18 protein-coding genes and 5 tRNA genes are annotated in these 19007 nt (G+C 37.8%); 19 read left to right on the forward strand and 4 right to left on the reverse strand.

All coding sequences use genetic code 11. From position 1 onward, the window contains the following. Nucleotides 1-2: 2 nt before the first annotated feature. The 3 genes from ACK1I8_RS02585 to ACK1I8_RS02595 all read right to left on the reverse strand — a co-directional run bounded on the left by ACK1I8_RS02585 (nucleotide 3) and on the right by ACK1I8_RS02595 (nucleotide 3681). Nucleotides 3-278 carry a hypothetical protein gene (locus ACK1I8_RS02585; protein ID WP_412467800.1) on the reverse strand — a complete coding sequence of 92 codons (276 nt, stop codon included), beginning with the start codon at nucleotides 276-278 and terminating at the stop codon, nucleotides 3-5. Nucleotides 279-394: 116 nt separating this feature from the next. After that, nucleotides 395-1603, reverse strand: a complete 1209-nt coding sequence (locus ACK1I8_RS02590; RefSeq protein ID WP_412467801.1) for a hypothetical protein — start codon at nucleotides 1601-1603, stop codon at nucleotides 395-397. 326 nt (nucleotides 1604-1929) lie between these two features. Then, complete coding sequence (locus ACK1I8_RS02595) at nucleotides 1930-3681, reverse strand: lysophospholipid acyltransferase family protein (RefSeq protein ID WP_412467802.1); 1752 nt, start codon at nucleotides 3679-3681, stop codon at nucleotides 1930-1932. 94 nt (nucleotides 3682-3775) lie between these two features. On the opposite strand from ACK1I8_RS02595, the gene ACK1I8_RS02600 reads away from it, so the two are divergent. The 3 genes from ACK1I8_RS02600 (at nucleotide 3776) to ACK1I8_RS02610 (ending at nucleotide 6826) form a co-directional block, all read left to right on the forward strand. Continuing rightward, nucleotides 3776-4672: a ComEA family DNA-binding protein gene (locus ACK1I8_RS02600; RefSeq protein ID WP_412467803.1), complete on the forward strand. Its 897-nt coding sequence runs from the start codon at nucleotides 3776-3778 to the stop codon at nucleotides 4670-4672. Nucleotides 4673-5248: 576 nt separating this feature from the next. Further along, nucleotides 5249-6406: an acyl-CoA dehydrogenase family protein gene (locus tag ACK1I8_RS02605; protein WP_412467804.1), complete on the forward strand. Its 1158-nt coding sequence runs from the start codon at nucleotides 5249-5251 to the stop codon at nucleotides 6404-6406. A 246-nt stretch (nucleotides 6407-6652) separates the two neighbouring features. Beyond that, nucleotides 6653-6826, forward strand: coding sequence for a DUF6496 domain-containing protein (locus tag ACK1I8_RS02610; protein ID WP_412467805.1), 174 nt, complete (start codon nucleotides 6653-6655; stop codon nucleotides 6824-6826). Between the two features lie 34 nt (nucleotides 6827-6860). Here the strand turns inward: ACK1I8_RS02610 and ACK1I8_RS02615 are convergent, their stop codons facing one another. Continuing rightward, nucleotides 6861-7247, reverse strand: coding sequence for a hypothetical protein (locus tag ACK1I8_RS02615; protein ID WP_412467806.1), 387 nt, complete (start codon nucleotides 7245-7247; stop codon nucleotides 6861-6863). A gap of 167 nt (nucleotides 7248-7414) precedes the next feature. Between ACK1I8_RS02615 and rpsU the strand changes: the two genes are divergently transcribed. From rpsU to rpoB, 16 genes are all read left to right on the forward strand, one after another. After that, nucleotides 7415-7609, forward strand: coding sequence for a 30S ribosomal protein S21 (gene rpsU / locus ACK1I8_RS02620; protein ID WP_086549247.1), 195 nt, complete (start codon nucleotides 7415-7417; stop codon nucleotides 7607-7609). Nucleotides 7610-7770: 161 nt separating this feature from the next. Continuing rightward, nucleotides 7771-8652, forward strand: coding sequence for a tyrosine-type recombinase/integrase (locus ACK1I8_RS02625; RefSeq protein WP_412467807.1), 882 nt, complete (start codon nucleotides 7771-7773; stop codon nucleotides 8650-8652). Nucleotides 8653-8666: 14 nt separating this feature from the next. Beyond that, nucleotides 8667-9014 (forward strand): ribosome hibernation-promoting factor, HPF/YfiA family, encoded by a 348-nt coding sequence (hpf, locus tag ACK1I8_RS02630; protein ID WP_412467808.1) that lies wholly within the window; start codon nucleotides 8667-8669, stop codon nucleotides 9012-9014. 767 nt (nucleotides 9015-9781) lie between these two features. After that, a tRNA-Thr gene (locus ACK1I8_RS02635) sits at nucleotides 9782-9854 on the forward strand. Nucleotides 9855-9893: 39 nt separating this feature from the next. After that, nucleotides 9894-9976, forward strand: a tRNA-Tyr gene (locus ACK1I8_RS02640). An 80-nt stretch (nucleotides 9977-10056) separates the two neighbouring features. Continuing rightward, nucleotides 10057-10132: transfer RNA gene (locus ACK1I8_RS02645), tRNA-Gly, on the forward strand. 76 nt (nucleotides 10133-10208) lie between these two features. After that, nucleotides 10209-10280, forward strand: a tRNA-Thr gene (locus ACK1I8_RS02650). Between the two features lie 127 nt (nucleotides 10281-10407). Continuing rightward, a complete protein-coding gene (tuf, locus tag ACK1I8_RS02655; RefSeq protein WP_010601091.1) occupies nucleotides 10408-11595 on the forward strand; it encodes an elongation factor Tu in 1188 nt (395 codons plus the stop codon). A 55-nt stretch (nucleotides 11596-11650) separates the two neighbouring features. Continuing rightward, nucleotides 11651-11721, forward strand: a tRNA-Trp gene (locus ACK1I8_RS02660). 106 nt (nucleotides 11722-11827) lie between these two features. Continuing rightward, nucleotides 11828-12025 (forward strand): preprotein translocase subunit SecE, encoded by a 198-nt coding sequence (gene secE / locus ACK1I8_RS02665; protein WP_029279332.1) that lies wholly within the window; start codon nucleotides 11828-11830, stop codon nucleotides 12023-12025. Between the two features lie 9 nt (nucleotides 12026-12034). Further along, a complete protein-coding gene (gene nusG / locus ACK1I8_RS02670; protein WP_025143263.1) occupies nucleotides 12035-12574 on the forward strand; it encodes a transcription termination/antitermination protein NusG in 540 nt (179 codons plus the stop codon). Between the two features lie 308 nt (nucleotides 12575-12882). Beyond that, the gene (rplK, locus tag ACK1I8_RS02675) at nucleotides 12883-13326 is read left to right on the forward strand and encodes a 50S ribosomal protein L11 (protein ID WP_010601094.1); all 444 of its coding nucleotides are present in this window, start codon (nucleotides 12883-12885) and stop codon (nucleotides 13324-13326) included. A gap of 20 nt (nucleotides 13327-13346) precedes the next feature. Further along, on the forward strand, nucleotides 13347-14045 hold the full coding sequence (gene rplA, locus ACK1I8_RS02680; RefSeq protein WP_025143259.1) for a 50S ribosomal protein L1: 699 nt from the start codon (nucleotides 13347-13349) through the stop codon (nucleotides 14043-14045). Between the two features lie 2 nt (nucleotides 14046-14047). Beyond that, nucleotides 14048-14569 (forward strand): 50S ribosomal protein L10, encoded by a 522-nt coding sequence (gene rplJ, locus ACK1I8_RS02685; protein WP_090502367.1) that lies wholly within the window; start codon nucleotides 14048-14050, stop codon nucleotides 14567-14569. Nucleotides 14570-14634: 65 nt separating this feature from the next. Next, nucleotides 14635-15012, forward strand: a complete 378-nt coding sequence (gene rplL, locus ACK1I8_RS02690; RefSeq protein ID WP_010601097.1) for a 50S ribosomal protein L7/L12 — start codon at nucleotides 14635-14637, stop codon at nucleotides 15010-15012. Between the two features lie 157 nt (nucleotides 15013-15169). Next, complete coding sequence (gene rpoB / locus ACK1I8_RS02695) at nucleotides 15170-18973, forward strand: DNA-directed RNA polymerase subunit beta (RefSeq protein WP_412467809.1); 3804 nt, start codon at nucleotides 15170-15172, stop codon at nucleotides 18971-18973. The last annotated feature ends 34 nt before the right edge of the window (nucleotides 18974-19007 follow it).

Below are 19007 nucleotides of genomic sequence, written 5' to 3' on the forward strand. Positions count from 1 at the left end.
GTTCAAAAATCAACCCCCGGTGCTACATCGCCGCCTAAATCCAATGTATTTTGAAAAGCTTCAAGGTAGCCCAGCAAATGGCGTTCGGCATTGGCATAAGAGGTAAATGTGGAGGCCGGTATGTTGGCTTCCTGTTCGCTGGCATTTTTAAAGTTTAAGCTTACCTGAAAGGTAAAGGTCTTATCGTCATTAATTGGCGATAGGATTCTGGCTTTGACCGGATGACCGTGAATTTCGACAAAGAATTCTTTGATAACAGTATAGATGATAGCGGCCATATGGTTATTATACTTAGCCTTTAAAAATACGGCAAATAAGGTGCTGATCTGCCTGTTCTTGATAAAATAATATTATTTTAATATTTAGTTAACTTGAATTTAATATATCGGGACGTTTATTTATGGCCAGGCTCATAAGCATAGACTACCTCATACTTCAGGTTTTTAAGGTTGGTGGCAATTTGTCCTATTTTTAAGTTTTGTGCCTGCGGGGTAGGTTCACAATAAGAATATTTTTTACCCTTATAAGTCACCGCTTCGCCAATGGGTTTATCAAACTGTACAGCAATGGTTAAATGTTTGGGATATAGCAAAGCAATCATCGGCAGGTTATATATTTCCTTTACCAGGTAAAAGAATAATGCAGCCCGGTCGTCGCAGTCGCTATATATACTCAATAAGGTTTGTTCTGGAGAGAACCGTTTTTCCTTACCATAGTTTTCACTGTCATCTTCATATAGAAAGCCATAACGGGTAAATCTCATCAGGTAATCCACGCCTTTTTTCTGATCCATGTTTTTCAGATTTTCTTTTAGTGTGGGAATAAGGGAACTGTATGTTTCTCTGCTCAAAGGAATATTAAAATAACTCTCAAAATCAACTACGGGATAGTTTTTGAAAATGGTTTGTACATCCTGATTGACTTTTAGCCTGAAATGATGAATTTTCTGACGGTAACTAAACTCAATGTCCCTCTCCTCGTAACTTTCAGGTCTAAAATCGGGCATTCTTGTTACTTTATAAGAGAATGGATTTTTAGCTTCTGGTATAAAAATTTTAACAGGTTTGTAGGCATCGGCCTGTTTAAATAATTTGCCATAATCATGATAGTTCAGGCACATAAACTTTTGCCCATCAATCATAAAAAACGGAATATCGCTGATGTCCTCTTCATTTCTAACATAAAAAATGACCTGATCATTGCCCACGGCAAGCCGGGCGTCGTAACCACATTTACTAAGTAAAAACCATTTGTACAAAGTATAGGCAAAATAGTTATTGGCTTTCGGACTAATCTGTTCGGCTGTTTTACGGATCAGTTGATAATAAATCCAGTCATTTAAATTATATTTTTTCTGGTACTTTTCTAAAGAGGCGATAACTGAAGCGTATTGTCCGGAAGAGATCCGGTGATAAAAGTCTGAAACGGCTGATGTTGTTGCTGTTTGTGGTATGGAGAAAACCACCGAAGAATCGGCACTGAAATTAAAGGTTCCATTATAAAAATCGAAAGCATATTGCTGCGCCTTTGAGCTGATTACATTCGTCATCAGGCCGGCAACCATAACACTCCTCAAAATATAGATGTAAATTCTTTTTTTCAAACCGCACAATATTTGGTTACATTAAATTTACTTATTATTAATATAAAAGCAACAATTTCTTTATGTGAACCATTTAGGATGCCCTTAATACTGTGTTAACATATTGGCCCCGGTCTGCTAAACCGGAGTCTTTTCAATGTCAATTACGGGTATTGGCAGATTTCTTCCGCTACATTAATAAATTTCTATAAATAACATTTCTTTAATACCAATTTAACATGGCCAAACTACTTTTGTGGCATAAATATTTGGTTAGTATTTATAAAGTTTAGGTTAGTTGATAATAAAAAACCCAGATGGATGTCTGGGTTTTTTTATGAACTAAATTATAAATTCTTACCAAGTTTTTCCAAAATTTCTGCTGGAATACTATGGGTATCAACCACTAAGAAACCATCCAAACAATCAGAAAACTTAGGGTCGATATTAAATGAGATAATTTTTGCATTCAGGTTCATATACTGCCTTAACAATACCGGAATTTTAATATGCGAATTTTCAATATCTCCGATAATACTATCCAGATCCTTAAAAGATTCGCTGCTATCAACCAGTGTATCAGTAGCTATTGGCAATAAATCAGCTTTGAATTTATTTCTGGGTTTAACATATTTGGCCATTTCGTAATCGAAATGGTTTTTGGTAATATAATCTACAATTAAAGCCTTGCTAAATTTCGAAAAATTGTTGCTGATACTTACCGGACCAAACATATAGCGGTACTGTGGATTATCAATCAGGTATTTTAAAATCCCTTTCCACAGCAGGAAAAGTGGCAATGGTTTACCCTGGTATTCTTTTCTGATCCACGATCTGCCTAATTCGATACCCTGTCTCAACATCGGATAAAACTGATCTTTCATTTTAAAGAGTTCAGAAAGGTAAAAACCACGGCGTCCCATGCTTTCTAAAATCTCATCACCTTTACCAATCCGGTAGGCACCTACAATGTTTTCTAAATCTTTATCCCATATAAATAAGTGGTTATAGTAAATATCGTAGTTATCAAGGTCGATTTTTTTGTTGGTGCCCTCGCCAACTTCACGGAAAGTAATTTCGCGCAGGCGGCCGATTTCCCTTAAAATATTGGGGATTTTTAAAGTCGGGACAATATATACCTCATAGTTTTTTTCTGTCCAAACCCTGAAATCTTCCAGAACCGCTACCTCATTTTTAATTAAAACCCTCGAAGTTTCTTCAATTACTTCTGCAGGTTTCTTTTTAATCTTAAATAAGTTTAATGGGTTAAAGAGTTTTTTTTCTGTATCTAAACCAATACCCAGCGCATAGGTACGGGCTCTTAAAAAGTCCATCAGCTTATTGCTGCTGTTCATGTGCGAAATTTCTGATACGGCTATGGGTTTACCAATCCGAACCTTAATGGTGCGCCCATGTTTATTTAAAAATTCAGATGGTAATTTCGCGGTACGCAGAGTAGGGTGTATAAAGCTCAAAATATTAAAGAAAACACCATTATTGCCATGGAAATAAATCGGTACAACCGGTACTTTCGCTTTAGCAATCAGTTTTCCAACAACCGGGTGCCACATCCTGTCGGTTACCTGTTGGGCATCTAATTTAAAAGTAGAAACCTCTCCGGCAGGGAAAATACCAATCGGTGTTCCATTTCTAAGTAGGTCAAAAGTAGTTTTTAATCCGCTAATGCTCGAAGAATGCTGCACATTTTCGAAAGGATTCACCGCCACAAAAAACTCATCAAGGTTTGGTATTTTTTTCAAAATAAAATTGACCATTACCTTAGCATCCGGTCTAACCGTACACAACAGTTTAACGAGGGCCAAACCTTCCACACCGCCATAAGGGTGGTTTGCAATGGCAATAAAAGGGCCTGTTTTCGGAATACTATTTAAATCATCATCGTCAAATTCTATAGAAACACCAATGGTTTCTAATATCTTGTCTACAAACTCCAAGCCTTTAAAGTGTTGGTTTTGAGCAAATACGTCGTTAATGTCGTTCAGTTTCATGATCTCCATCAGCAAACCTGCTAAACCTGGTACACCTAGCTTATCTATCTTAGTTGCTTTCGCGAACTCAGATGTAGTTATGATCTTCATATAAATTCTTAGATTGTTGATAGGCAAAACCTATTCGGTTTTGCAATCCCAAAAATAAGATTTATATTTATAATCCACATGTCATATCGCATCAATGAGAATTTGGTTCAACAAAAATTTTGGTGTTAGCAAAAGTGAATTTAATGGCCTGTTGTTTCTGGTCTTAATTATCATTGTGATCAAGGCTATACCAATTATATATGGCTATTGGCAGCCGGTTTCAAAGGATGATCCTGATCTTTTGGCACAAATTCAACAGATTAGCATAATAGATCAGGCGAATGATGAGGCTGTTCGCGATCGGATGGAAACTTTCAGCCACAAAAAAGCAGTTAAGCTTTTTAAATTCAATCCTAACGCATTAGATGTGGAAGGTTGGCAAACTTTAGGCCTTTCAGCAAAACAGGCACAATCGATTGTGAATTATACCAATAAGGGAGGCAGATTTTATAAACCAGAGGATCTTCAGAAAATGTATACCATTTCGCCGGAAATGTATAAAAGAATATTGCCTTATGCCCATATACCCGAATCAATTAATATCTCCAAAAACAATTCGCCTTTCGAACGAAAAGAGTATGCTAAAAAAGCTCCGGTGATTATTGATGTTAATACGGCAGATTCTGCTCAATTGGATGAGATTAAAGGCATTGGAGGGACTTTTGCACTTAGAATTCTTAAATACCGCGAACGTTTAGGTGGTTTCCATAAAAAAGAACAACTTCTTGAAGTTTATGGCCTAGACAGTATTAAGTATGAGGAAATTAAAGACCAGATTGTGATCGGTAACGTTCAGTTAAGAACAATAAATATCAATACGGCAACTTTTAATGAGTTAAAGCGTAATCCCTATCTTACATTTAAACAGATCAATGCCATTATTCAGTATCGCAGGCAGCACGGTCATTATTCCGGAGTAGCTGATTTAAAAAAGATCATTCTCTTAAACCAGCAGGTGATCGATAAAATTACGCCTTATATCTCTTTTTAGAAAGAATAATTATTTTTGGTTTTGGAAAGCAAAACCTGTATTCCATGGCAGTGTTTGTTCCTGCTCTTCGCTTTACTCCGTTGCACTCCGTGTTCGCTTCTATCACCCGCCTGCAACGGGCAGGGGTTTAGTTACGCTGGACAGTGCTGTAAAATTCATGGAAATTTTAAAGGCATAGTAAAATTTTGCGCTTTGCAACCCTCGATCTCCTTACCGGCCGGGCCACCTGAACCCGATTAAGCGGAATAGCCCACAGCGCAGCGAGGACTATAAGCGAAAGCGGGACTGAAGCAGCCTAAACGCTTCTGAACCTGCTTTCCTGAAAAAACACGTTTAAGTATCTTAAGCTGTTAATATTTTATCCGTATTCAAATGAACCTATTTTCCAAAATATTCGGTTATCGTTTTAAAGAATCATAAAAAACTTTTCTCCTTAATTTTCGATGTTTAAAATTAACCGGGAAACTAATTGAACCGAATACCATTTCATTCTGTAATGGCACAAATATTTAATGGTAACTAACTATCAAATAATTGTTTATAATTGCCTCAACTAACTATAAAAATATATATTTAATGAGCGTAAGCTTCGATTTTTCAGAAACAGAAACTCAGCAAAGTGTAAAGGCCATGGTCCGCGATTTTGCAGAGAAAAACATCCGTCCACATATTATGGAGTGGGATGAAGCACAGCATTTTCCTATTGAATTATTTAAGCAGTTCGGAGAATTAGGGTTAATGGGCGTTTTGGTTCCGGAAGAATATGGTGGCTCAGGTTTAGGATATCAGGAATATGTTGATGTGATTGTAGAAGTGGCCCGGGTTTGTGGTTCAATCGGCTTATCATTAGCCGCACACAATTCTTTATGTACCGGCCATATTCTGGCATTTGCAAACGAAGAACAGAAACAGAAATGGCTGCCTAAACTGGCCACAGCCGAATGGATTGGCGCATGGGGATTAACCGAGGCCAATACCGGCTCGGATGCCTTAAGAATGATGACTACTGCTGTTGAAGATGGCGAAGATTACATTATAAACGGTGCCAAAAATTGGATTACCCATGGTAAAAGCGGCGATATTGCGGTGGTGATGGTAAGAACAGGTGAGCAGGGAAGTTCGAAAGGAATTTCGGCCATTGTAGTAGAGCGTGGCACGCCAGGTTTTACCGCAGGAAAAAAAGAAAACAAACTCGGCATGCGGGCATCAGAAACCACTGAAATGATCTTTGATAATTGCCGCGTACCGAAAGCCAATCTGTTGGGCAATGTTGGCGAAGGTTTTAAACAGGCCATGAAAGTTTTGGACGGCGGAAGAATTTCTATTGCTGCATTAGCCTTAGGCATAGCAAAAGGCGCTTTTGATGCTTCGGTGGCTTACTCGAAACAGCGTCAGCAGTTTGGCCAACCCATCTCCGGCTTCCAGGCCATTAGTTTTAAACTTGCTGATATGGCTACAGAGATTGAAGCTGCAGAGCTATTGATCCGCCAGGCAGCTGATTTAAAGAACAGGCACTTACCGATGACAAAAGAATCGGCTATGGCAAAATATTTTGCATCGGAGGTTTCGGTAAAGGTAGCTACAGATGCCGTTCAGATATTTGGTGGATATGGTTATACCAAAGATTTTCCGGTTGAAAAATTTTATCGCGATAGTAAATTATGTACAATAGGAGAGGGAACCTCTGAAATACAAAAGATTGTGATTGCCCGTGAAGTATTGAGTAAAGCTTAAAACAGAGAGCTTAAAGACAAAAGCAAATAGGTACATTTATAAGGAAACAACAAACCAAATATATTATGAGTAATCCGGGCGGCTTAACCACCTCCGGATTTTTTTATTTGAAATTTTAAAACTTCCCTTCTTTATGTAATGTTTTAATTAAAGATTAAAGATTAAAGATTAAAGAAATTAACAGCTTTCAGTTGGCGCTTGGCATTACCAATGAACAAATGACTACTGAACTAAATGAATCATAAAATGGCAAAATATTCAGAAAAAGCTGGTGAGAAAGTAGAAGAAACCATGCACGAAATGAAAGAAGGTAAACTTAAGAGCGGATCAGGTAAAAAGGTGACTTCCAAAAAGCAGGCGATTGCTATCGGATTATCGGAAGCCAGAAAAGCAGGAGCGAAAGTACCTAAGAAGGGTTGAAGGCAGAAGGTTTTATAAAGCCTAAAGCCTAAACCTACTGCGGTATATCCTTCGAAGTTAAAATACTATCTACCACATAAACGCTAAATCCGCGCCATGGAAGGGAGTGTTTATATTCTTTGTAGTGTAATTCGAAAAACTTGCCACTATTGGCCATCATTTTTTCAGCAATTTCCTTATTGGCGATAGAAAATTCAAATTCGTTGTTCTGCAGGGTTCCTGTTTGTCGCGATTTTATGCCACTCTGAATTAATTTGCCCTCACAGGTTTTAAATACATAGCCTTTCTTTACTACATAGTTTAGTTCGCCTGCCTTAACACCCTCTCCAAAAACAAAGAAATACCGATAGTAGCAAATTGCGATCAGTGTAATTACGACTATCACGGCGATAATCGAGCCTACTTTTTTACCTTTTGTCATAAATTATAATGTATATATAAATGTAGTTAAACAACAGTTTAGTTTAATCAATGATTGAAATAATATTTCTTTTTATAAAATCTTTCTCATTTTCAATATTTTGCTTACATTTGCAGCCCCGATAACACGGAGAATTAAAAAACCACGAGAGGAGGTATTTCAGCGTTATGATCATTATCAACATTAAAGACGGCGAATCATTAGATAAAGCCCTTAAACGTTTCAAGAAAAAGTTTGAAAAAACTGGTGTATTGAGAGAACTACGTAGTCGCCAGGCATACGAGAAAAAATCCGTTGCCCGCCGTACTGAAATTAAACATGCTGTTTACATTCAGAATATGAATCAAGATACAACTGCATAGTTGTTTAAGATATAAATATGTTATAATCCTCCTGATGTTAATTCAGGGGGATTTTTTGGTTTTAAAAGAAGTCAAAAACTTGCAATAAACAATTCGTTAATGATTTCTTTATATCAAAACTATTTGTAACTTCATGTCAATGCCCCATAAAACGTTATTGAATGTTGCAAAAAAGTTTCATTACCTATTTAACTCACGAGAAACGCTATTCTCGGCATACCATTACCGCTTACCAAAAGGATTTAGATCAGTTTGAAGTGTTTATCCGGGCATTAGAAATTGGTTTTACCGAAGTTAAACATCAACAACTTCGCGACTACCTGGTTGAACTGATGGACGAAGGGCATTCAGAGAATACCATTAACAGAAAAATCTCTGCTTTACGGAGCTTTTATAAATTTTTACATAAATCCGGGGAGATTCATCAAAATCCTGCAGTTTTAATTAAGTCGCCGAAAATACCTAAAAGGCTGCCTGTTTTCGTGGATGCGCAGAAAATGGATCATTTACTGGATTCTCAACATTATTTCGATGAAAGTTTCCCTTCTGTTCGCGATCATCTGGTAATTGAGCTGCTTTTTGGAACGGGAATGCGTTTAACTGAACTATTGCAATTGAAAGATACTGATATTGATCTCTATTCAGGAACCATAAGGGTTTTGGGCAAAAGGAACAAGGAAAGAATCATACCGATAAATAAACAGCTTATCAATCAGGTAAATACCTACATCGAACTAAAAAAGTTGCAAAACTTTGATAACAATTTGCTAATATTAATCGTTACCAATACAGGTGCGGCGGCCTATCCGAAATTGATATACCGTATTGTTACCTCATACCTAAACCATGTATCAACCAATGAAAAGAAAAGCCCCCATGTGTTGCGGCATAGCTATGCCACCAGCCTGTTGAATGCAGGTGCAGATCTAAATGCCATTAAAGAACTTTTGGGCCACGCCAGTTTGGCGGCCACCCAGGTTTACACCCACAATTCGATTGAAAGATTAAAAACAATTTATAAACAAGCCCATCCAAAGGCATAAAAAAAGGAGGAAAAATGAAAATCGGAGTTCAATCAATCCACTTCAATGCAGATAGTAAGTTGTTAGATTTTATACAGAAAAAAGCCAATAAGCTTGATCAGTTTTTTGACCAGATCATTAGCGGAGAAGTGTATTTAAAGTTAGAGAACGTAGAGGACGAGGCTAATAAAATCAGTGAGATAAAACTTATTGTACCAGGAGGCACCCTCTTTGCTAAAGAACAATGTAAATCATTTGAAGAAGCCACCGATCTGGCCATCGAATCATTAAGAAAGCAGATTACTAAACATAAAGATAAAACGCGTGCAAAATTGAGTGAACATAAAGCCATTTTGAATGAGATAGAAGCTGGTGATTATTAACAAAATCACTTCATTATAAAAAATGTAAAAGAGTGGCGCAGTTAAATGCGCCGCTCTTTTTTGTTTAGTTTTTATAGTTTTCGTCATGCAGAACCTCGGCCCGGGCCGGTCAGACGGGCGTTTCTGCTGGATAGATCCTGAAATAAATCCGATAACTATCTTTCGGCTCAGGTAACGATATGGACTAAGCGTATTAAAGGGAATCCTTCAATGGAATATTGTCAATCGAACTTAGCTTTTTGTAAAGATGTCGATATTGATAAAAGTTAAGAAGATAGCGTTCAAAGGAAAACTTTTTCTATGTTGGTTTCTTCAAATAATTTAAAGAAATAGAAAGCTGTTGGTACAATTTCCATAAGCCTGTTTTAATTTTCTAAGCTATTCTCCATAGAAAACTCTGCACGAAGCATAAATCTTGACTTTTTTTTGCCTGATTTTATTTTTTATTTTCAGTTAAGGATTGTGATTGGAGATTGTAATCCTTTTAAGGAAGAAAAAGGGTATAAATAAAAGAAAAAATATTCGATTTTAAGAGATTGATTATGAAGCTCCTTGAGGTGTATGGTAGGCTTTGATCTAAATAACTTCATTATTTTTTTTCAAAATTATTTTGAAGTGAAATATAAGTGTGTATATTTGCATTCCCTTTCGGAAACGGTGTTAGGCCAGGAAGAAAAGGATAGTTCTGTGAAAAGATAAAAGTTTTAAAAAAACACGTTAATAGTATGAAAAATGAAGATTTTTCGTATCATTGCAGAAAATTTAAAGCCTCCTTAGCTCAGCTGGTAGAGCAACTGACTTGTAATCAGTAGGTCATTGGTTCGATTCCGATAGGAGGCTCTTTTTATGTTAAAGTGTTAGCATTTTAAAGTAAAAAACGGGGAGATACCAGAGCGGCCAAATGGGACAGACTGTAACTCTGTTGTCGTAAGACTTCGAAGGTTCGAATCCTTCTCTCCCCACACTTTAAATGAATGACCAAATGTTTTAATGGCAGAATAAATCTCTCATTCTTTCATTCAATCAATCACTAATTTTAAAAGCGGAAGTAGCTCAGTTGGTAGAGCGATAGCCTTCCAAGCTATAGGTCGCGAGTTCGAACCTCGTCTTCCGCTCCAAAAATAAAGTGAGCAGTTAACGGTTGTCAGTTTAGTGGTTTTGCTGAAACTGAATGCTGAAACTGGAAACTAAAAAGCCGAAGTAGCTCAGCGGTAGAGCACTTCCTTGGTAAGGAAGAGGTCGTGGGTTCAAGTCCCATCTTTGGCTCAGGAATAATAAAGCTTTGTTAAATCTGTTTAATATGCAGGGTAGACAAGGTTTTTTGTGTTGCATTGCATCAAAACAATTAATAAAAAATAATAAAAAGTTAACCTACTAATTAGTTATAAATAAAATGGCAAAAGAAAAATTTGACCGCAGTAAACCGCACTTAAACATCGGTACAATCGGTCACGTGGATCACGGTAAAACAACTTTAACAGCGGCTATTACAAAAGTTTTAGCTGATGCTGGTTTAACTGAGGCACGTTCATTCGATTCAATTGACTCTGCTCCAGAGGAAAAAGAAAGAGGTATTACTATCAATACAGCTCACGTTGAGTATTCAACAGCTAACCGTCACTATGCACACGTTGACTGTCCAGGTCACGCGGATTACGTGAAAAACATGGTTACTGGTGCTGCTCAGATGGACGGTGCAATTATCGTTGTTGCTGCTACTGATGGTCCAATGCCACAAACTCGCGAGCACATCCTGTTAGCTCGTCAGGTTGGTGTACCTTCATTGGTTGTATTCATGAATAAAGTGGATATGGTTGATGATCCAGAATTATTAGAACTAGTAGAAATGGAAGTTCGTGAATTATTATCATTCTACGAATTCCCAGGTGATGATATTCCTGTAATCCAAGGTTCTGCACTAGGTGGATTAAACGGAGATGCTAAGTGGGTTGGTAAAATCATGGAATTAATGGATGCTGTAGATAGCTATATTCCAATTCCTCCACGTTTAACTGATCTTCCTTTCTTAATGCCTGTTGAAGACGTATTCTCAATCACTGGTCGTGGTACTGTTGCTACTGGTCGTATTGAGCGTGGTGTAATCAACTCTGGAGATCCGGTTGAAATCTTAGGTATGGGTGCTGAGAACTTAAAATCTACCGTAACTGGTGTGGAGATGTTCCGTAAAATCTTAGATTACGGTGAAGCAGGTGATAACGTAGGTTTATTGTTACGTGGTATTGAGAAAACTGATATCCGTCGTGGTATGGTAATCTGTAAACCAGGTTCAGTAACTCCTCACACTGATTTCAAAGCTGAGATCTATGTATTATCAAAAGCTGAAGGTGGTCGTCACACTCCATTCTTCAACAAATATCGTCCTCAATTCTATTTCCGTACCACAGACGTAACTGGTGAGATCTCACTAGCTGAAGGAACTGAAATGGTTATGCCAGGTGATAACGTTACAATCACTGTTAAATTAATTAACGCGATTGCAATGGAAAAAGGTCTACGTTTCGCTATCCGTGAAGGTGGTAGAACAGTAGGTGCTGGTCAGGTAACTGAAATCTTAGCTTAATTTTAAGCTACAACAATAAAAAAGAGCTGGTTTAGGCTAGCTCTTTTTAAAATACACGGGAATAGTTCAACGGTAGAATAGAGGTCTCCAAAACCTTTGATCAGGGTTCGAATCCTTGTTCCCGTGCTTAATATTGATTGAGTACAAGAATGAGTGAATGATTGAATTTGAAGCTTAGTTTTCAGGTAATATCATCCACTCATTTACTCATTCATTCATTCAATAATTTGATATGGCTAAAGTAGTTGAGTTTATAAAAGAATCGTACGATGAAATGACCCAGAAGGTTACATGGCCTACCTGGGGCGAACTGCAAAGTTCTGCAATTCTTGTATTGGTGGCTTCTTTAATTATTGCATTGGTTATTTTTGCAATGGATAAAGGATCTACATTTGTGTTAGATACTTTTTATAAATCACTTTCTAATTAATATTTACTAATGAGCGATCTAAAGTGGTACGTTGTAAGGGCAGTTAGCGGTAAGGAAAAGAAAGTAAAACAGTACATCGATGCTGAGATCAGCCGTTTAGGTTTCTCTCATTTGGTTCCACAGGTTTTAATACCAATGGAAAAATATTACCAAATGAAAGATGGTAAAAAAATTGCCAAAGAACGTAACTTTTATCCGGGTTATGTTTTAATCGAAGCTACATTAGATGGAGAATTAGAACATATCATTAAAGGAATAAACAGTGTAATCGGTTTCTTAGGCGATAAAGCTGGTAACCCAATCCCAATGCGCCAGGCAGAAGTGAACCGTATTTTAGGTGTGGTTGATGAGATGAGCGAGCAAGGAGAAACGATGAACGTTCCTTACTACGTTGGAGAAGGCATCAAGGTAATGGACGGACCTTTCAATGGTTTCTCTGGTATTATCGAAGAGGTAAACGAAGAGAAGAAAAAACTGAAAGTGATGGTTAAAATCTTCGGTCGTAAAACACCACTTGAACTTAACTACATGCAGGTAGAAAAAGAATAACAACAGCATTAAAATATTTAAAAAGCTCCGGATCATCCGGGGCTTTTTTTGTCACCGTGAATTTGTTGCGATTGTGGAGCATATAGGGAATAATTTTAATATTTGTTCGTTATATATACAATAGGTTAATTTCGGATTTTAATGCTGCATAAAAAATGCACTCAAATTAATTTTATCGATACTATTGTTTTACTGTAAGTTAATCCATATCTTTGCAGTCCTTTTGGTTTTATAGGAACATAAAGGAAAATAAATGTTACATGCTTCCAATATTTAACATTGAGTTTTAAATAAACAAAAAACACAAAATGGCAAAAGAAGTCAGTGCAATGATCAAATTACAGATCAAAGGCGGAGCGGCAAATCCATCGCCACCAGTAGGGCCTGCATTAGGTGCTAAAGGGGTGAACATTATGGAGTTTTGCAAACAGTACAACGCTCGTACCCAAGATAAAGCAGGTAAAGTATTGCCAGTTGTAATTACTGTTTATGCTGATAAGTCATTCGATTTCATCATCAAAACCCCTCCGGTAGCTATCCAGTTAAAAGATGCTACTAAATTACAGAGTGGTTCTGCTGAGCCTAACCGTAAGAAAGTTGGGTCGGTGACCTGGGACCAGATTAAAGTTATTGCTGAGGATAAAATGCCTGATTTAAATGCATTTACAATCGAATCAGCAATGAGTATGGTTGCTGGAACAGCACGCAGTATGGGAATCACCGTTTCTGGTGACGCACCCTGGAACAATTAATTAAAAAACAGTTTACAACAGTGGCGAAATTAACTAAAAATCAAAAAAAGGCACATGCTAAAATAGAAGCTGGTAAAGCTTATACTTTGAAGGATGCTGCTGCTTTGGTAAAAGAAATCACTACTACTAAATTCGATGCTTCAGTTGATATTGATGTATCTTTAGGTGTAGATCCGCGTAAAGCCAATCAAATGGTACGTGGTATTGCTACTTTACCACACGGAACAGGTAAAACTGTACGTGTTTTAGCTTTGGTAACTCCTGATAAGGAAGAAGAGGCAAAAGCAGCTGGCGCAGACTTCGTAGGTTTAGACGAGTATGTAGCTAAAATTGAAGGTGGTTGGACCGATGTAGACATTATTATCACTACACCAGCTTGTATGGCTAAGGTAGGTAAATTGGGCCGTGTTTTAGGTCCAAGGAACTTAATGCCTAACCCAAAATCTGGAACAGTAACCAACGAAGTTGGTAAAGCTGTAACAGAGGTTAAAGCAGGTAAAATTGATTTTAAAGTAGACAAAACGGGTATCATACACGCCTCGATAGGAAAAGTATCATTCCCAGCAGACAAAATTTATGAGAATGCACTTGAGATTATTCAAGTAATTTCTAAATTAAAACCATCTGCTGCAAAAGGAACTTATTTTAAGAGCATTCACGTGTCTTCAACAATGAGTCCTGGGATTGCAATTGAAACAAAATCAGTAGCGGGGATCTAATCATGAACAGAGAAGAAAAAAACGAAGTAGTTTTAGAACTACAAGGACAAATGCAGGAATTTGGCAATTTTTATATTGCTGATACATCCAGCCTTTCTGTTGAGCAGATCAATAACATCCGTCGCAAATGTTTTGAAGGCGATATCGTAATGAAGGTTGCTAAAAACTCTTTAATCCGCAAAGCGATTGAAGGTTTAGATGGTGATGCTTCAGAGATATATGAAGCGCTTAAAGGTTCTTCATCATTGTTATTCTCAAAAACAGCTAATGCTCCGGCTAAGTTGATTAAAGCTTTGAGAAAAACATCTGATAAACCAGTGCTTAAAGCAGCGTTCATAGATTCATCAGTATATGTTGGCGATGACCAATTGAATAACCTGGTAAGCTTGAAATCAAGAGAAGAGCTTATCGGAGATATCGTTGGATTATTACAATCACCAGCTAAAAATGTTCTATCTGCGCTTCAATCAGGCGGTAGCAAAATTGCAGGAATTGTTAAAACTCTTCAGGAAAGAGAAGGTTAACGGACACCTTAAGTTCGCAAATTAAACACAATTATTTTTACGTAAATTTTTAAAATCTTAATAAAATGGCAGATTTAAAAGCGTTTGCTGAGCAATTAGTAAACTTAACAGTTAAAGAAGTTAATGAATTAGCTCAAATCTTAAAAGATGAGTATGGTATTGAGCCTGCAGCTGCTGCTGTAGTTGCTGGTCCTGCTGCTGGTGGTGATGCACCTGCTGCTGCTGCAGAAAAAACATCTTTTGATGTAATCTTAAAAGAAGCTGGTGGTCAGAAATTAGCAGTTGTAAAACTTGTTAAAGACTTAACTGGTTTAGGTTTGAAAGAAGCTAAAGACTTAGTAGACGGTGCACCAAAAGAATTAAAAGCTGGTGTTGCTAAAGACGAAGCAGAAGCTCTTAAAAAACAATTAGAAGAAGCTGGAGCAGTAGTTGAGATTAAGTAATCACTTAACTTAGCTAAGCTAAAAATGTATCAGACACCGACTGAAAATGTCGGTGTCTTTACCTGTTTATAAACACCTCATTTTGTTTGGTTAATGAGCCTGTTTGAAATTCGAACCAAACAAATAGTTTATTCTTAAACTAAAATCTTTTAGTCCATTGGCAAAGACAGTCGAACAAAGAGTAAATTTTGCAACAAGTAAGCACATTATAGACTATCCGGATTTTCTGGATGTGCAATTGCAATCATTCAGAGAATTTTTCCAGATAGATACCACATCAGACGATCGCTCTAGCGAAGGTTTGTTCAAAGTGTTTGCTGAAAACTTTCCAATAACAGATTCGAGAAATATCTTCGTATTAGAGTTTCTTGATTATTTTGTTGATCCGCCACGTTACGATATACACGAGTGTATTGAACGTGGATTAACCTACAATGTTCCATTAAAAGCAAAGCTTAAGCTTTCTTGTAATGATGTAGAACATGAAGATTTTGAAACCATTATACAGGATGTGTACTTAGGTACGATCCCGTATATGACACCAAAAGGTACATTTGTAATCAACGGCGCAGAACGTGTTATCGTTTCGCAGTTACACCGTTCTCCGGGCGTGTTCTTCGGTCAAAGCCGTCACACTAACGGAACCAAATTGTATTCAGCACGTGTAATCCCTTTCAAAGGTTCATGGATCGAGTTTGCTACAGACGTTAATAACGTGATGTATGCTTATATCGATCGTAAGAAAAAATTCCCGGTTACCACTTTATTACGTGCTATCGGTTACGATTCTGATAAAGATATCTTGGAACTTTTTGATCTTGCTGACGAAGTAAAAGTTAGTAAATCGGGTTTAAAGAAATATATCGGTCGTAAACTGGCGGCAAGGGTATTGAAAAAATGGGTTGAAGATTTTGTTGATGAAGATACTGGTGAAGTAGTTTCTATCGACCGTAATGAAGTGATTCTCGAAAGAGAAACCGTTTTAGAAGACGAGCACATTGATATGGTTATCGAAGCTGGCGTAAAAAGCATCATCTTATCAAAAGAAGATGGCGCAAGTCAGGCTGATTATACCATTATATATAATACCTTACAAAAGGATACCTCAAACTCAGAAAAAGAAGCTGTAGAAAATATCTATCGTGCTTTGCGTAACGCAGAACCACCTGATGAGGAAACAGCCCGTGGTATCATCGATCGTTTATTCTTTTCAGATAAACGTTACGATTTAGGTGATGTTGGTCGTTACCGCATTAACCGTAAATTGAAAATGAATACCCCTGATGAGGTTAAAGTATTAACAAAAGCTGATATTATCGCGATTGTGAAATACCTGATCAAGTTGATCAACTCTAAAGAAGAGGTGGATGATATCGATCACTTATCGAACCGTCGTGTACGTACGGTAGGTGAGCAGTTGTACGCACAATTTGGTGTTGGTTTAGCCCGTATGGCGAGAACCATCCGTGAGCGTATGAACATCCGCGATAACGAGGTGTTTACACCAACTGATCTGATTAACGCCCGTACGTTATCATCAGTAATCAACTCTTTCTTTGGTACCAACCAGTTATCTCAGTTCATGGATCAAACGAATCCGTTAGCAGAGATTACACACAAACGCCGTTTATCGGCCTTAGGTCCAGGTGGTTTATCACGTGAGCGTGCCGGTTTCGAGGTACGTGACGTTCATTATACCCACTATGGTCGTTTATGTACGATTGAAACACCAGAGGGACCAAACATTGGTTTGATTTCATCACTTTGTGTGCATGCAAAAATCAATAATTTGGGTTTCATTGAAACACCATACAAACGTGTTGAAGATGGTAAAGTAGTTGTAGATTCTGACGTTATTTATTTATCTGCAGAAGATGAAGATGGTAAAACCATTGCTCAGGCCAATGCAGAATATGACGATAATGGTAATTTTACCACACCACGTGTTAAAGCGCGTTATGAGGGTGACTTCCCGATCATTGAGCCTGAGAAATTAGACTTGATGGACGTAGCCCCTAACCAAATTACTTCAATTGCTGCTTCGTTAATCCCGTTCCTGGAACATGATGATGCGAACAGGGCTTTGATGGGATCGAACATGCAACGTCAGGCCGTACCATTGTTACGTCCTGAAGCGCCAATTGTAGGTACAGGTTTGGAAGGTCGTGTTGCACGTGATTCAAGAACTTTGATCAATGCAGAAGGTGACGGTGTGGTAGAGTATGTGGATGCTAACGAAATTACTATTAAATATGAGCGTAACGAAGATGATCGTTTAGTTTCATTTGAAGGTGATAGCAAAACTTACCGTTTGATTAAATTCAAAAAAACCAACCAGAATACTTGTATCAACTTGAAACCGATCGTTAAGAAAGGTCAGAAAGTAACTAAAGGACAAGTACTTTGCGAAGGTTATGCAACTGAAAATGGTGAATTGGCCTTAGGAAGAAACTTAAAAGTGGCGTTCATGCCATGGCAGGGTTTCAACTTTGAGGATGCGATTGTAATCAACGAGCGTATTGTTCGTGATGACGTTTTCACTTCATTGCATATTGAAGAGTTTGAATTGGAAGTACGTGATACCAAACGTGGAGAAGAGGAATTAACACCAGATATCCCGAACGTTTCTGAAGAGGCTACCAAAGACCTTGATGAGAACGGTATTATCCGTATTGGTGCTGATGTAAAAGAAGGTGATATCTTGATTGGTAAAATTACGCCAAAAGGAGAGTCTGATCCTTCACCGGAAGAGAAATTACTACGCGCAATTTTTGGTGACAAAGCAGGTGATGTTAAAGATGCGTCTTTAAAAACTCCTCCTTCTATACAGGGTGTGGTAATTGATACCAAGTTATTCAGCCGTGCTAAGAAAACGACAAAAGCCGAGGAAAAATCAGCAATTGAGAAATTAGACAAAGGATATAACAATATCACTGAAAAATTAAAGGCAGAATTAGTTGACAAACTATTTACTATTGTAAATGGAAAAACATCGCAGGGTGTATATAACATTTATAAGGAATTGTTAGTTGCTAAAGGAGCTAAGTTTACGCAGAAAATTTTAGCCGAGCTTAATTATGAACACATCAGCCCTAACAAATGGACTACTGATGATGATAAAAATGAGCTGATTAAAATGTTGCTTCACAACTACGGAATCCGTGTGAACGAAGAGTTAGGTGCTTACAAACGCGATAAGTTCGCAATCAGTGTAGGTGATGAGCTTCCTTCGGGAATCGTACAGATGGCAAAAGTTTATGTGGCTAAAAAACGTAAATTAAAAGTAGGTGATAAAATGGCAGGTCGCCATGGTAACAAAGGTATTGTTGCACGTATTGTACGTGATGAAGATATGCCTTTCTTAGCTGATGGTAGCCCGGTTGATATCGTGTTGAACCCACTGGGTGTACCTTCACGTATGAACCTTGGTCAGATCTATGAAACCGTATTGGCATGGGCCGGTAAAGAATTGGGTGTTAAATTTGCCACGCCGATTTTTGATGGTGCTACGCACGATGAGGTAGAAGAGTGGATTGCTAAAGCGGGTGTTCCTGCTTCAGGAAAAACCTACTTGTACAATGGTTTAACAGGTGAGCGTTTCGATCAGACCACAACTGTAGGTATTATCTACATGTTGAAATTAGGTCACATGGTTGATGATAAGATGCACGCCCGTTCAATCGGACCATACTCATTAATTACACAACAACCATTAGGTGGTAAAGCCCAGTTCGGTGGTCAGCGTTTTGGTGAGATGGAGGTTTGGGCATTAGAGGCATTCGGTGCAGCTAATATTCTTCAGGAGATCTTAACCGTTAAGTCGGATGATGTAATCGGAAGAGCCAAAACTTACGAAGCCATTGTTAAAGGTGAAAACCTACCAACGCCAGGTGTACCGGAATCGTTCAACGTATTGGTACATGAGTTACGCGGATTAGGTTTAGATATTACATTAGATTAAATAAGGTAGAGGGTTAAAAGGTAGAAGGTTGAGG

This window comes from Pedobacter sp. KLB.chiD, from assembly GCF_047040275.1.
In the GTDB taxonomy this organism is placed as follows: Bacteria; Bacteroidota; Bacteroidia; order Sphingobacteriales; family Sphingobacteriaceae; genus Pedobacter.

Coding starts and splice junctions, on each gene's coding strand:
- ACK1I8_RS02595 (WP_412467802.1), bottom strand. CDS start 3,681: ATGAAGATCATAACTACATCTGAGTTCGCGAAAGCAACTAAGATAGAT.
- ACK1I8_RS02615 (WP_412467806.1), bottom strand. CDS start 7,247: ATGACAAAAGGTAAAAAAGTAGGCTCGATTATCGCCGTGATAGTCGTA.
- ACK1I8_RS02600 (WP_412467803.1), top strand. CDS start 3,776: ATGAGAATTTGGTTCAACAAAAATTTTGGTGTTAGCAAAAGTGAATTT.
- hpf (WP_412467808.1), top strand. CDS start 8,667: ATGAAAATCGGAGTTCAATCAATCCACTTCAATGCAGATAGTAAGTTG.
- ACK1I8_RS02585 (WP_412467800.1), bottom strand. CDS start 278: ATGGCCGCTATCATCTATACTGTTATCAAAGAATTCTTTGTCGAAATT.
- rplL (WP_010601097.1), top strand. CDS start 14,635: ATGGCAGATTTAAAAGCGTTTGCTGAGCAATTAGTAAACTTAACAGTT.
- nusG (WP_025143263.1), top strand. CDS start 12,035: ATGAGCGATCTAAAGTGGTACGTTGTAAGGGCAGTTAGCGGTAAGGAA.
- rplK (WP_010601094.1), top strand. CDS start 12,883: ATGGCAAAAGAAGTCAGTGCAATGATCAAATTACAGATCAAAGGCGGA.
- secE (WP_029279332.1), top strand. CDS start 11,828: ATGGCTAAAGTAGTTGAGTTTATAAAAGAATCGTACGATGAAATGACC.
- ACK1I8_RS02605 (WP_412467804.1), top strand. CDS start 5,249: ATGAGCGTAAGCTTCGATTTTTCAGAAACAGAAACTCAGCAAAGTGTA.
- rplJ (WP_090502367.1), top strand. CDS start 14,048: ATGAACAGAGAAGAAAAAAACGAAGTAGTTTTAGAACTACAAGGACAA.
- tuf (WP_010601091.1), top strand. CDS start 10,408: ATGGCAAAAGAAAAATTTGACCGCAGTAAACCGCACTTAAACATCGGT.
- ACK1I8_RS02625 (WP_412467807.1), top strand. CDS start 7,771: ATGTTGCAAAAAAGTTTCATTACCTATTTAACTCACGAGAAACGCTAT.
- rpsU (WP_086549247.1), top strand. CDS start 7,415: ATGATCATTATCAACATTAAAGACGGCGAATCATTAGATAAAGCCCTT.
- ACK1I8_RS02610 (WP_412467805.1), top strand. CDS start 6,653: ATGGCAAAATATTCAGAAAAAGCTGGTGAGAAAGTAGAAGAAACCATG.